This window comes from Amycolatopsis sp. NPDC058340, from assembly GCF_042723975.1.
Classification (GTDB): domain Bacteria; phylum Actinomycetota; class Actinomycetes; order Mycobacteriales; family Pseudonocardiaceae; genus Amycolatopsis.
Map to the genome: position 1 here is coordinate 41,645 of NZ_JBHXIB010000028.1, position 12,615 is coordinate 54,259.

Annotated in this window: 12 protein-coding genes; 6 read left to right on the top strand and 6 right to left on the bottom strand. The window is 70.8% G+C overall.

The window, feature by feature from the left end; translation table 11 throughout:
• Positions 1–40: 40 nt before the first annotated feature.
• Complete coding sequence (locus ACFWIW_RS26785) at positions 41–841, top strand: alpha/beta fold hydrolase (protein ID WP_378370990.1); 801 nt, start codon at positions 41–43, stop codon at positions 839–841.
• A 35-nt stretch (positions 842–876) separates the two neighbouring features.
• Entirely contained in the window at positions 877–1,569 is a 693-nt protein-coding gene (locus ACFWIW_RS26790; RefSeq protein ID WP_378370991.1) for a TetR/AcrR family transcriptional regulator, read from the top strand.
• Between the two features lie 16 nt (positions 1,570–1,585).
• Here the strand turns inward: ACFWIW_RS26790 and ACFWIW_RS26795 are convergent, their stop codons facing one another.
• The 3 genes from ACFWIW_RS26795 to ACFWIW_RS26805 all read right to left on the bottom strand — a co-directional run bounded on the left by ACFWIW_RS26795 (position 1,586) and on the right by ACFWIW_RS26805 (position 3,403).
• Positions 1,586–1,825 (bottom strand): CDGSH iron-sulfur domain-containing protein, encoded by a 240-nt coding sequence (locus ACFWIW_RS26795; protein WP_378370992.1) that lies wholly within the window; start codon positions 1,823–1,825, stop codon positions 1,586–1,588.
• Entirely contained in the window at positions 1,822–2,802 is a 981-nt protein-coding gene (locus tag ACFWIW_RS26800; RefSeq protein WP_378370993.1) for an iron-containing redox enzyme family protein, read from the bottom strand. Before ACFWIW_RS26800 ends, ACFWIW_RS26795 begins: the two co-directional genes overlap by 4 nt.
• A 163-nt stretch (positions 2,803–2,965) precedes the next feature.
• Positions 2,966–3,403 carry a MarR family winged helix-turn-helix transcriptional regulator gene (locus ACFWIW_RS26805; protein ID WP_378370994.1) on the bottom strand — a complete coding sequence of 146 codons (438 nt, stop codon included), beginning with the start codon at positions 3,401–3,403 and terminating at the stop codon, positions 2,966–2,968.
• Positions 3,404–3,550: 147 nt separating this feature from the next.
• On the opposite strand from ACFWIW_RS26805, the gene ACFWIW_RS26810 reads away from it, so the two are divergent.
• The 4 genes from ACFWIW_RS26810 to ACFWIW_RS26825 are packed head-to-tail and all read left to right on the top strand — an operon-like array spanning position 3,551 to position 7,357.
• A complete protein-coding gene (locus ACFWIW_RS26810; protein ID WP_378370995.1) occupies positions 3,551–4,474 on the top strand; it encodes an SDR family NAD(P)-dependent oxidoreductase in 924 nt (307 codons plus the stop codon).
• Positions 4,474–5,346 (top strand): amidohydrolase family protein, encoded by an 873-nt coding sequence (locus tag ACFWIW_RS26815; RefSeq protein ID WP_378371051.1) that lies wholly within the window; start codon positions 4,474–4,476, stop codon positions 5,344–5,346. The genes ACFWIW_RS26810 and ACFWIW_RS26815 overlap by 1 nt, the downstream gene beginning before the upstream one ends.
• A complete protein-coding gene (locus ACFWIW_RS26820) occupies positions 5,343–5,795 on the top strand; it encodes a MaoC family dehydratase (protein ID WP_378370996.1) in 453 nt (150 codons plus the stop codon). Before ACFWIW_RS26815 ends, ACFWIW_RS26820 begins: the two co-directional genes overlap by 4 nt.
• A gap of 17 nt (positions 5,796–5,812) precedes the next feature.
• The gene (locus tag ACFWIW_RS26825; RefSeq protein ID WP_378370997.1) at positions 5,813–7,357 is read left to right on the top strand and encodes an AMP-binding protein; all 1,545 of its coding nucleotides are present in this window, start codon (positions 5,813–5,815) and stop codon (positions 7,355–7,357) included.
• A 279-nt stretch (positions 7,358–7,636) separates the two neighbouring features.
• On the opposite strand, the gene ACFWIW_RS26830 is transcribed toward ACFWIW_RS26825, so the two are convergent.
• The 3 genes from ACFWIW_RS26830 to ACFWIW_RS26840 are packed head-to-tail and all read right to left on the bottom strand — an operon-like array spanning position 7,637 to position 12,367.
• A complete protein-coding gene (locus tag ACFWIW_RS26830) occupies positions 7,637–9,040 on the bottom strand; it encodes an NAD(P)/FAD-dependent oxidoreductase (RefSeq protein ID WP_378370998.1) in 1,404 nt (467 codons plus the stop codon).
• Positions 9,024–10,685: an amidohydrolase gene (locus tag ACFWIW_RS26835; RefSeq protein WP_378370999.1), complete on the bottom strand. Its 1,662-nt coding sequence runs from the start codon at positions 10,683–10,685 to the stop codon at positions 9,024–9,026. Before ACFWIW_RS26835 ends, ACFWIW_RS26830 begins: the two co-directional genes overlap by 17 nt.
• Positions 10,682–12,367 (bottom strand): CocE/NonD family hydrolase, encoded by a 1,686-nt coding sequence (locus ACFWIW_RS26840; RefSeq protein WP_378371000.1) that lies wholly within the window; start codon positions 12,365–12,367, stop codon positions 10,682–10,684. Before ACFWIW_RS26840 ends, ACFWIW_RS26835 begins: the two co-directional genes overlap by 4 nt.
• Positions 12,368–12,615: the final 248 nt, after the last annotated feature.

A 12,615-nucleotide genomic window follows, 5' to 3' on the forward strand; every position in this document is an offset into this window, starting at 1 on the left:
ACCGTTGTACTCCCTACCCTCTCGAGCCCACACCCTCACCGTGGCCACCACGGCGGGCAGGCTGTCCGCCGTCCGGGCCACTCCGGAGGGCGGCGCCGGCGCGGCCAAAGGCGTCGCCGTACTCGTCCCCGGCTACACCGGGTCCAAAGAGGACTTCGTCCCGATGCTGAGCGGGCTGACCGAAGCCGGCTACGACGTGCTGACCTACAGCCAGCAGGGACAATGGCTGTCCGAAGGTCCGGACGACGCCGACGACTACACCGTGGACGCCTTCGCGGCCGGCCTGCTGGAGGTCCTCGACGCCGTCGTGCCCGGAGAGCGGGTCCACCTGGCGGGGCACAGTTTCGGCGGCCTGGTCACGCGCGCGGCGGTGATCCGCGAGCCGGACCGCTTCCGCAGCTACACCATCCTGTGCTCGGGCCCCGGCGGCTCCACCGTCACCGGACCGGCCGGGCCGTCGCTGCAAGACGCCATCGCCGCCGAGGGTTCCGCGGGCGCGTGGCGCTTCCTCGAACCGTTCTTCGCCGCCGGGGCGCCGGAACCGGTCGTGACGTATCTGCGGACCCGGATCCACGAGACCAACCCGGCCAACCTGCTCGGCATCGCGCGCGCCATCACCGGCGAACCGGACCGGGTGGCGGAACTGCGGGCGACCGGGGTCCCGATCATGGTGGCCCACGGCGAGAACGACGCCGCGTGGCCGCCGGAGGCACAGCGCGACATGGCGGCCCGTCTCGGCGCCAGGTACGAGGTCATCGCCGGTGCGGGGCACACGCCGAACGAGGAAAAGCCGGACGTAACGGCGCGGCTCTTCGCGGACTTCTGGGCGCAGGCGGGCTAGGCACCCCTCCGGCCATGGCGGACTACCCTGCGCTCGTGACCTCATCGGGCGCGCGAGCGCAGGACCGCCAGGAGCAGTACTCCATGTCCCTCCCCGGCGACAGACCCGCCACGCGCGGGGAAGCGGCAGGTGCGGCGTCGCGGGCGGCCGTCGTTCGAGTGGCCACCGAACTGTTCTCCGCCACCGGATACCGCGGGACCTCGATCGCCACCGTCGCACGCGCCGCCGGGCTCTCCCAGTCCGGGCTGTTGCACCACTTTCCCAGCAAGACCGCGCTCTTGACGGCGGTACTCGAAGCGCGCGACGCGGAGGACACCCAGTTCCTCCGGCAAGGCGGCGACCGGATGCCCCTGGGCTGGGCCGCGTTCGCGGCGCTCGAAGCGCTGGTCGCCCGCAACACCACGCGGCCGGAACTGGTGGGGTTGTTCGTACGCGTGACCGCCGAGGCCACCGATCCGCTGCACCCGGCGCACCAGTGGACGCGATCGCATTACGCGACGGTGACCCGGTGGCTGACCGAAGCGATCCACAGTGGACAGCACACCGGGGAGATCCGGGCCGATGCCCCGGTGGCCACGTTGGTGCACACGACGATCGCCGTACTGGACGGCCTGCAGCAGCAGTGGATGCTCGACCCCGGCACGGTCTCGATGACCGTGGAGTTCGGCGCCTTCGTCGACGCCGTGAAGCACCGGTGGGCGGACGGCACCGCACATGAACGGCCGTGACGGCGAGCTCACCGGCTCATCGCGGCGCCTCCGCCCCGGTTTCCCCACCGGACAGGCGAGCGCGGCCTTTGCCCGCCTTGTGGTTGCCGTCGCACCACGGCGGCGAAGCGCTACGCCCGCAACGGCACAACGCGATCGTCCGTGCGGTCACGTCGACCGGCCTGCCGTCCTGATCTTCGACGGTGAACCGGCCGCGGAGCAACAGCGGCCCGTTCTCGTAGACGGTGACCCGCGCCCCCTCGCCGCGGACAGTCATGACGCCCTCGCCGCGTTCTCGGGCCGCAGTGAGGACACGCCCCGCCGCCAGCAGTCCAGCAGGTGTCCGGCGAAGGCCGCGTCGAGTTCGAGGCAGCAGGCGGCCCCGAACAGCACGTCACCCGCCAGTTCCGGATGCTGGCGCGCGAAACCGCCGCACAGGTCGTGGGTGGCGATCTGCTCGTGCACCGCGTCGGCGGTCACGTGCTCGTCGAAGAACCGGGCGGCGACGTCGTCTCCGCCGAGCCGTCGCACACCTTGCCCATAGCGGCGGTTCGGCAGCGACGACGTCATCTCGAACGCCGCCAGATGCCCGATCAGCGCGCCCCGCCACCGCCGGTGCAGGCCGAACAGCGAAATGAGGTTCGACGTCGCCAGCGTCACGGCAGGCACCGAATCGACGTAACCGCCGTAGGTGTCGGTCAGCCCGAAGGCCCGCATCGTGGAGCGGAACAGTTCGGAGTGCATCCGGTCCGCGCGCCCGCCGCCGTATTCGTCGGCCTGGATGTCGACCAGCGCGGCTTTGACCGGCCCCGCCAGCCTCGGCACCGCCCACGTATGCGGATCGGCCTCCTTCAGGTGATACACCGACCGGTGCTGGACGAACTCGCGGAACTGCTGCGCCGTGGCGGAGCGTTGCAGATACCTGGCCAGCGGCGGGCCGTCCGCGGATTCGACGAGCACGGTGAGCGTCGCCGGCAGATCGCGCGGGTTCCCGGCGACAGGACGCCCGACCCGCCGCAGCAGATCCCGTTCGAATCCGCGTTCGAGCACCGACCGCAACGAGAGCAGGCCAGGATCCCATTCCCAGCGCTCGTCCACCCCGGCGAAACCGCGGTAATGCAGCTCGTAGCACAGGTAAAGAGCCAATTGGAGATCTTCGTCGCGGACCGAGCCCGCCCGGCCGGACAACCGGACTTCGGCCAGCACCGCCTGCCCCGGACTTCCTGTCAGCGCCTCGATCACCCGAGCGCTCACCGGCCCTCGTGACTCCGGAAGCCGCATACCGCCCTCCCTCCATTACGGAACATCGCAGTGGAGGGACACCGCGCAGACGCTCCTGTCTCGCGCGGAACGCAGAGATGACCCGGTGGGGTTAGCCCGAAAGACCGGGACCACGCTCCGGCGAGGCGCTCCCCGGTCAGTCGTGGGCGACCCGGCGCAGAAGGCCGACCAGCGAACGCCGTTCCGCCGCGCTGAGATTCCGCAGCAACTCGTCGTCGGTCGCCTTCGCCAGTGAACGCAGCTCGGCGAGCCGGGCGTGTCCCGCCTCGGTGGCGACGATGCGGCGGCTGCGCCGGTCCTCGGGGTGGGGGTCACGGCGGACGAGTCCGGACCGCGCCAGGTCGTCCACGATGGACACCACGGCGCTCGGGTCGATGCCGAGCAGCACGCCGATGTCCCGCTGCGACCGGCTGCCGTCCTCGGCCGCGACGACCAGCACGGTGTAGTGCCTGCTGCGCAGACCGTGGTCCTGCAACGCGCCATTGAGTTCGCTGATCGCCCTCCCGCCGGCACGGGCGAGCAGGTAACCGGCGCCCTCGGCCAGTGACGGCGGCAGCACGTCGCCTGCCGCCACGGCTGGTTCCTGACTGATGACGCCTCCCGGTCTCGTGCCTGCCGATCGTCTCGACCGCCATCTTAATGGTCATGAACTATCGTTGACATTCACAATCATTGCAGTCAACAATCATGGTGTTCGTAATCGACCACAGGAGGGTGCCTGATGGACTTGACCGGGAAGGTCGCGATCGTCACCGGCAGCGGGGGCGGCCTGGGCCTCGCGTACGCGAAGGAGCTCGCCGCGGCCGGGGCGAGCGTCGTGGTCAACGACGTGGACCCGGAGGCGGCCGGAGCGGCCGTCGGCGAAATCACCGGTGATGGCGGGAAGGCGGTGGCCGAAGTCGGCGCCGTCGGCCCGGCGAAGGTGGCCGACGCACTGGTGGCTCGCGCCGTGTCGGAGTTCGGCAGGCTCGACGTGCTGGTCACCAACGCGGGCGTACTGCGCGACAGGGTGCTGTGGAAGATGACCGACGACGATTTCGACACCGTTCTCGACGTGCACCTGCGCGGCACCTTCACCTGCGCACGCGCGGCGGCGGTCCGCTTCCGCGAGCAGGGCGACGGCGGGCGGATCATCGTGGTCGGCTCCCCCGCCGGGCAGCGCGGCAACTTCGGGCAGACCAACTATTCGGCGGCGAAGGCAGGCATCGTCGGGTTCGTGCGGACCTGGGCGATGGAGCTCGAACGGGCGGGTGTCACGGTGAACGCGCTGATCCCGGTCGCCGCCACCGCCATGACCGAGACGATCCCGGCCCTCAAACCGTACGTGGACGCGTTGCGCGCCGGCGAGCCGATGCCGCCGTTCGCCCGCCGGGCGCTGGGCTTCGGCACCCCGGCGGACGCGGCCGGGGTGGCCGCGTTCCTGGCGTCCGACTCGTCGGCGTCGATCACCGGGCAGGCTATCGGCATCGGGGGCGACCGGCTGAGCCTGTGGAGCCACCCCGTCCAGACCGTCGCCGCCTACGCGGACGGTGGCTGGGAAGCCGACGCGATCGCCGAAGCCTGGCCGACGGTGTTCGCGCCGCACGAGGAGAGCGTCGGCGAGCACCTGCCCGAGCCGTCCGCGGCGGGAAAGGCGCCGCGATGATGGACGTCGACGCGCTGACCGCCATCGACGTCCACGCCCATGTGGAGATCGACGGCCACGGACACCGCTCGCTGCCGGACGACTTCGTGGAGGCGTCGGCCAAGTACTTCGGTGCCGATCATCGGACACCGGGCCTGGCCGAGATCGCGTCCTACTACCGGGAGCGGACGATGGCCGCGGTGGTGTTCACCGTGGACATCGAGGCCTCGACCGGCCATCCGACACTGTCCAATGAGGACATAGCGGAGGCGGCCGCCGAACACCCGGACGCGCTGATCCCGTTCGCCAGCGTCGATCCGGCCAAAGGCAAGGCCGGGGCCCGGCGGTTCCGCACCCTGGTCGAGGACCGCGGGATGCGCGGCATCAAGTTCCACCCGTCACTCCAGGGGTTCGCGCCGAACGACCGCAGCGCCTACCCGTTGCTGGAGGTGGCACAGGAACTCGGCGTCCCGGCGTTGTTCCACACCGGACAGACCGGGATCGGCGCGGGTCTGCCGGGCGGCGGCGGGATCCGGCTTTCGCTGTCGAATCCGATGCTGCTCGACGACGTCGCCGTCGACTTCCCGGACCTGACGATCATCATGGCGCATCCGTCGTTCCCGTGGCAGGACGAAGCGCTCGCGGTGGCCACCCACAAGCCGAAGGTGTACATCGATCTCTCCGGTTGGTCGCCGAAGTACTTCCCGCCCCAGCTCGTCCGGTACGCGAACACGCTGCTGCAGGACAAGGTGCTGTTCGGCTCCGACTTCCCGCTGATCACCCCGGACCGGTGGCTGGCCGACTTCGCGCAGCTGGAGATCAAGGACCACGTCCGCCCCAAGATTCTCAAGGAGAACGCCGTCAAGGCGCTCGGATTGAAGGAAACCCGATGACCGTCATCACCTTCGACGACCTGCCGGACCACGTGGGCACCGGCCTCGGTCCCACCGAATGGATCGAGATCCCGCAGGACCGCATCGACCGGTTCGCCGACGCCACCGGCGATCACCAGTGGATCCACGTCGACCCCGAACGCGCCAAGGACGGCCCGTTCGGCGGCACCATCGCTCACGGCTACCTCACCCTCTCGCTGCTCATTCCACTGTGGACAGAGGCACTGGACGTGCCGGACGCGACCACGAAGGTCAATTACGGCCTGAACAAGGTTCGATTCCCGGCGCCGGTGCCCGCGGGCTCGGCGATCCGGCTGACCGGTTCGCTGGCGAAGGTCGAGGAGGTCGCCGGTGGCGGCCTTCAGCTCACCGTCGACGCGGTGATCGAGATCCGCGGTGCCGGCAAGCCGGCGTGCGTGGCACAGCCGGTGTTCCGCTTCTACCGCTGAAACCCTGGGGAGTCGTGGTGATCTATCGCAGCAGTGAACCCGACGTCGAGATCCCGGACGTCACCGTCGGCGAGTACGTGCTCGCCCGTGCGTCCGGGTTCGGCGACAAGGCCGCGGTGGTCGACGCCGCCTCGGGTGACCGGCTCACCTACCGGGAGCTGGCCGACGGGGCGGCCGCCGCGGCCGGTGCGCTGGCCGCGCTGGGGGTGCGGCCGGGTCAGGTGGTGGCGGTCCTGAGCCACAACCAGCCGCGGTACCCGCTCGCGGTGCACGCGGTCCTCGCCGCCGGGGCCGTGGTGACCCCGATGAACCCGATACAGACCACCGGAGAACTGGCGAAACAGCTGACGGCGGCGGGAGCGGTCGCCGTGATCACCTCCGAGGAGGCGGCACCGAAGGCCGCCGAGGCCGCGGACGCGGCGGGCGTCGGGCACCGGTTCGTGCTCGGCGAGGCCGCCGGGTTCCGCCCGTTCGGCGAGCTGACCGCCTCCGGCGCGCCCCGTCCTGCCCTCGATCTCGACCCGGCCACCGCGATCGCGGTGTTGCCGTTCTCCAGTGGCACCACCGGGCCCGCCAAAGGCGTGCGGCTGACGCACCGGAACCTGGTGGCGAACCTCGTGCAGACCGCGGCGGGCTGGCGGGTCGCCGAGGACGACGTGGTGGCAGGTGTGCTGCCTTTCTTCCACGCCTACGGCTTCACCATCATCATGAACTCGGCGTTGCCGGCGGGGGCGACGGTGGTGACGGCGCCGCGTTACAGCCTGGCCGGTTTCCTGCGCATGGTGCAGGAACACCGGGTGACGCGCGCTTTCCTGGCACCGCCGATGGTGCTGGGTCTGTCCACTTCGGACGAAGTCTCCGGATACGACCTCTCGTCGCTGCGACTCGCGATCTGCGGTGCGGCGCCACTGGACGTCGAGGTGACCGAGCGGGCCGAGAGCAAGCTCGGCTGCCTGATCCGGCAGGGCTACGGCATGACCGAGGCGAGTCCCGGCACGCACGCGGTGCCGGACGCGGAGTTCGCGGCCACCCCACCGGGTTCGATCGGGCGGCTGCTGCCCTCCACCGAGGCACGGCTGGTCGACCCCGCCACCGGCGAGGACGCCGCGGCAGGCAAGGCCGGCGAACTGTGGATCCGCGGCCCGCAGGTGATGGCGGGGTATCTGGACAACCCCGGCGCGACCGCGGACACCCTGGTCGAAGGCGGCTGGCTGCGGACAGGGGACATCGTCCGGCGGGACGAGTCCGGCGTCTTCTGGGTGGTGGACCGGCTCAAGGAGCTCATCAAGTACAAGGGGTACCAGGTCGCCCCCGCCGAGCTGGAATCCGTCCTGCTCGCCCATCCCAGGGTTCGTGACGCCGCGGTGGTCGGCATGCCGCACACGGAGGGTGGCGAAGCGCCGAAAGCCTTCGTCGTCCCGGCCGCGCCGGTGGACGCGGAAGAGCTGATGGCCTGGGTCGCCGACCGGGTCGCGCCGTACAAGAAGGTGCGGGCGGTCGAGTTCCTGGACGAGATCCCGCGGTCGGCGGCGGGCAAGATCCTGCGACGCCGGCTGAGGTAAGGGTCCGCAAGTCCGTGAAGGCCTCCTTCCCCACCCTGAAGGTCAGGGCCCCCGGCGATGTCGGTTAACCACTGGCCAAGCGAGCGGAGGCGGGCTTGCTTCAGCGGCCACAGGGGACAGTCCCGGCGCGGCAGTGCCTGATTTGGGCGCGTTGCGGGGGTCGTGAGTGGCAATGATCGTTCTAACCCTCTTTACCACTCACGACCGCGAAAGTGGCTTTCACGACACAGCCGCTGGGGTTCGCTTGCACGCCGACGGACCCTGCGAGAACCCGGGCGGTCAGGAGTCGAAGCCCAGCCCGAACCGGTCCAGCGCGCGCAGCCACAGGTTGCGGTGCCCGTTGTCGCGGTCCGCACGGGCGAGCGACCACCTGGTGAGCTGTATTCCCGCGTACCGGATCGGCTCCGGCGGGAACGGCAACGGCTTGCGGCGCACCAGATCCAGCGAGGTCAGGTCCAGGTCGCGGCCGTGCAGCAGGCCGAGCTGGACGCGCGCGCCGAACCGGGTCGCGCCGACACCGAGGCCGGTGTAGCCGGCGGAGTACGCGAGCCGTCCACCGTACGCGGTACCGAAGAACGGGCTGAACCGCGTGCAGGTGTCGATCACCCCGCCCCAGGTGTGGGTGAACCGGACACCGCGCAGTTGCGGGAACGTCCGGAAGAAGTTCCGCGCCAGCACACTCCGGGTCCGCTGCCGGTGTTCCAGATCGGGGGCGATGCGGTTGCCGTAGTGGTAGATCGCGTCGTAGCCGCCCCACAGGATCCGGTCGTCCTCGGTGAGGCGGTAGTAATGGAACTGGTTCCCGGCGTCGCTGATCCCCTGCCGCCGGGTCCAGCCGATACTCGCCAGCTCGGCCGCGCTCAACGGTTCGGTGATCATCGCGTGGTCGTACACCGGCGCCACGTACCAGCGCAGCCGGTTCAGCAGCGGGTTGAACGCGCCCCCGCACAGCGCGACCTTCCCGGCCCGCACCGTGCCGGTGGCGGTGGTGATCCGCATCCCGGCGCCCTCCCGCTCGATCCGGGTGACCTCGGTGGCTTCGTGGATCCGCACGCCGAGTGCCTGGCACGCCTGTTGCAAGCCGCGGGCGAGCCGAGCGGGTTCGACCAGTGCGACGCCGTCCGGGTCCTCCAGGCCGCCGAGGTAGGTCGGCGATCGCACGTCGGCCCGCACCTCGTCCTGGCCCAGCAGCCGCAGCTCGGTGCCGTGGCGCGCCGCGAGCGCCTGGGTCTCGGCGAGATCGTTGACCTGCCACGGCTGGGTGGCGACGGTGAGGTCGCCGGTGCGCCGCCAGTCGCAGTCGATGTCGTAACGCCGCACGGTTTCCTCGATGGCGTCGAGGTTTTCCCTGCCGAGCCGTTCGAGGGTGCCGATCTCGCCGGGGAACCGCTGGACGCCGTTAGCGATGCCGTGGGTGAGGCTGGCCGCGCAGAATCCGCCGTTGCGGCCGGACGCCGCCCAGCCGATCTGGTGGGCCTCCACCAGCACGACGTCGATTCCGGGGTCACGCTCCTTGGCCAGCAACGCGGTCCACAGCCCGGCGTACCCGCCGCCGATGACCACGAGGTCGCAGCGATCGTTGCCCAGCAGTGGATCGGTGAGCGGTCGCCGCCATTCCGGCTGGTCCAGCCAGTAAGGCAGCTCCCGCGCGTCGCGCAACGCGAGGTCAGTGCCGGAGGACATCGCGCTCCCCGGTGTGGACCAGCCGTCCGTCCACATAGGTCCGGTCCACCGTCGTCGCGCCGATCTCCCCCGGCGGGCCGGTGAGCGGATCCCGGTCGAGCACCACGAGATCCGCGGGACGGCCGACGGCGATGGTGCCGGTGTCGAGTCGCGCGGCCCTCGCCGAGCCGGCGGTGTAGGCGGCTAGCGCGACGGGCAGCGGCAACGCCTGATGTGCGCCGAGCGGCGGGGTGTCTTCGGGGGCGCGCGGGTCGATCCGGTTCACCGCGACGTGCAGCGCGGCCAGCGGATCGGGCGTGCTGACGGGCCAGTCGCTGCCCATCGCCAGTGGCGCGCCACCGCGCAGCAGATCGCCGAACGGATATTGGCGCTCCGCGCGTTCGGCGCCGAGGAACGGGATGGTCAGCTCGTCCATCTGCGGTTCGTGTGCCGCCCACAACGCCTGCAGGTTGGCGGTCGCACCGAGCCGGGCGAACCGCGGGATGTCGTCCGGATGCACCAGTTGCAGATGCGCGAGCTGGTGCCGCCTGCCCGAGGTGCCGTTCGCCGCACGGGCCGCTTCGAGCGCGTCCAGCGCGTCCCGGACCGCGCGATCGCCGAGTGCGTGGAAGTGCACCTGGAATCCGGCCGCGTCGAGCGCCGTCACGACCTGCTTCGCCTGTGCGGCATCGAGGAAGCTGAGCCCGTGGTTGCCGGTCGAGTGTCCACAATGGTCCAGATACGGTTCGAGCATGGCCGCGGTGAACGTTTCCGCGACGCCGTCGAGCATCACCTTCACCGTGCCCGCCTCGTACCGGCCTCCCGTCTCGGCGCGCAGCTCCGCCAAGGCCGCGACCTGGTCGGCGATGCCGCCGGCCGGGCAGTCCCGGTCCCACCACAGCGCGCCGGTCACCTTGGCCGTGAGCGTGCCGTCGCGGGCGGCCCGCAGATACGCCTCGTGCACCGACGCGCCCGGACCGGCCTTGACCATCGCGTCCTGCCAGCCGATCACCCCGAGGGAGTGCAGATACCGTTGCGCCTCCCGCAGGGCCGCGTCGAATCCGGCCTGGGTCTCGGCAGGCACCAGCCGTTCCACCAGACGCGTCGCGCCCTCGTGCAGGGTGCCGGTCGGGCGGCCGTCTGCGTCCCGTTCGATCCGGCCGTCCGCCGGGTCCGGGGTGTCCGGGCCGATCCCCGCGACCTGGAGCGTGCGGCTGTTCACCCAGGCCGAGTGGTGATCCCGGTTCGGCAGCAGCACCAGCCGGTCCGGCAGCACGCGGTCCAGCAGGGCCGCGCTGGGGCAGCCGCCGGGGAACGCGCTCATCGACCAGCCCCCGCCGAGGATCCATTCGGCGTCGGCGTCGGCCGCGGCATAGTCCCCGATCGCGGTCAGGTATTCCTCGGCCGTTTCCAGTTCGCTGAGGTCGCACCGCAGCCGTTCGAGCCCGCCCATCACCGGATGCGCGTGGGCGTCGACGAAACCGGGCAGCAGCAGCCGCCCGTCCAGGTCGACCACCTCGGCCGCGGCCGTGCGGAACCCCGCGACTTCGGCGTCCCCGCCGACCGCCACGATCCGCCCGTCCCGCACGGCGACCGCGCTCGCCACCGAACGCGCCGCGTCCGCGGTGAAGACTAGTCCACTGTGGAATATCGTCACCGGGCTCACGAAGCGTTCTCCCGGTACACGGTCAGCCGGAGCGCGGCGCCGGACACCCCGCCGAGCCCGATCGACTGGGTGGTCGCCGTCGCCGTCGTCTGCGCCCACCGGTTGCCCGCCTGGCCGAAGAAGGGCACGAACTCCGGCGCGTCGCTGCCCGCGATCGTCAGCCGGAGCGCGTGTCCCTCCACCAGACGGTAACCGAGGTGCCCGAGGTCGATCTCGACGTCCTCGCCGTATCCCTCGGCGACCACGGTGAGCTGGCCTCGGGCGATCCGGTGCGCCGATCCGTCCGGTGCGACGTCGAACAGGCGCGCGAACACGTCGAGCTCCGGGCCGTCGCCGTGCACTCTGGCCCGAAGGCCCACCGGGCCGACCAGATCCAGTGGTCCGGTGACCGGTTCCGCGGTGAAGGTCAGCACGTCCGGCCGGTCACCGAGAGCCCGCTCATCCGGGTGGAACACCAGGAACCCGAACGGATCGGGGGCGAGCGAGGGCACCGGATCGGCCGGATCGTGTTTCCAGGCCGCCGTTTCCTCGTCCGCTCGCCGGCCCGGCCCCAGGGATCCGCCGTCACCCGTGTCCCGCGCCGCCGCCGCGCCTGCCGGGTACAGCGTCACGGTCTCCGTGCCCGGCGGCGGCCACGTCTCGCTCGCCCGGAACTCGGGCGTGGTGTTGGCCAGCTGCCAGCGCACCCGTGGGATGTCGGAGGGTTTCCCGTTGCCCCGCAGGAAGATGTCGAAGAACTCGATGACCGGGTCGAGGTACCGCGGCAGCGTCGCGTTCCGCTCCTCCGGCGTCGGCCGCTCGCCGCCGTTCTCCCACGGCCGCTCGAAATACGAGTTGAACTCGTGGTCGATCGCTTCGATCAGCAGGTACTCGTTGACCGCCCAGTGCGGGCGTTCTTGGATCCGCTCGTGGTCCTCCCACTGCCAGGGGGCGCAGTTGTCCCACCAGCCGATGGTCATCAGCACCGGGATCGCGGGGCCGTCGAACGGGCTGCCGTTGCGGAAGCGCCGCATCCGCACCGGATTCGGGTACCACAGGTCGTAGGACGCCGACCGGCTGCCGACCTGGTCGAAGAACTTCTCCACGGTGTCGTGCAACGGAAGGCTCGCCCAGTCCATCTCCCACAGCAGCATGTCCCGCTCGTGGAACATGGTCAGCGGGTACAGCCGGTGCACGGCCATCTCCACCTCCCTGGTGTGCGTGCCGGGGATGGGTTCGGCGAGTTCGCCGAGCCGGGTGCCGGTGACCCGGGGCGAGATCGCGCGCAGCGCCGGATGCGCCGCGGACACCGCCGCCCACTGGGTGAAGCCGTAGTAGGAGTCGCCCCACATGCCGACGACGCCGTCGGACCACGGCTGTTTGACGATCCAGTCGATGGTGTCGTAGCCGTCTTCGGCCTCGTTGACGAACAGCAGCCGTTCGCCCTCGGAGCGGAACTTGCCGCGGACGTCCTGCACCACCACCCGGTAGCCGTGGCGGGTGAAGTACTCGGCCACCGCGGGCTGTCCGGTGTAGATCCCGTTCTTGTCGTACGGCAACCGGACCAGGATCACCGGTCCCGGCGTGACGTCGCCGCCGGGCAGGTAGATGTCGGTGGCCAGACGGACGCCGTCGCGCATCGGCACCATGACCTCGGTGGCCAGCGGGCTGCGCGGGCCGGGCCCGATCCGTTCGATGTGCATATTCCCTGCTTTCTGTGCTGGGGGTCGTGAGTGGCGATTCGGGTTGGAGCCAAGGTGTCTCAGGTACCTACTGGCTTCCGGCTGCGGTTTGATCGGGGGCCTTCACGGACTCGGCGGGTGGGGTTCTGCTGGGTGCTGGGCTTGGCCGGGGGTTGGGGAAGCCCCCGTGGGCCACGGGTAGGGTGGGGCAGAGGGTGTTGGAAACGCGGGGGGGGCCGGGGCCCCCCCCCCGCTCATAAAAAAAAAAG

Coding starts and splice junctions, on each gene's coding strand:
- ACFWIW_RS26810 (WP_378370995.1), top strand. CDS start 3,551: ATGGACTTGACCGGGAAGGTCGCGATCGTCACCGGCAGCGGGGGCGGC.
- ACFWIW_RS26840 (WP_378371000.1), bottom strand. CDS start 12,367: ATGCACATCGAACGGATCGGGCCCGGCCCGCGCAGCCCGCTGGCCACC.
- ACFWIW_RS26820 (WP_378370996.1), top strand. CDS start 5,343: ATGACCGTCATCACCTTCGACGACCTGCCGGACCACGTGGGCACCGGC.
- ACFWIW_RS26815 (WP_378371051.1), top strand. CDS start 4,474: ATGGACGTCGACGCGCTGACCGCCATCGACGTCCACGCCCATGTGGAG.
- ACFWIW_RS26830 (WP_378370998.1), bottom strand. CDS start 9,040: ATGTCCTCCGGCACTGACCTCGCGTTGCGCGACGCGCGGGAGCTGCCT.
- ACFWIW_RS26795 (WP_378370992.1), bottom strand. CDS start 1,825: ATGACTGTCCGCGGCGAGGGGGCGCGGGTCACCGTCTACGAGAACGGG.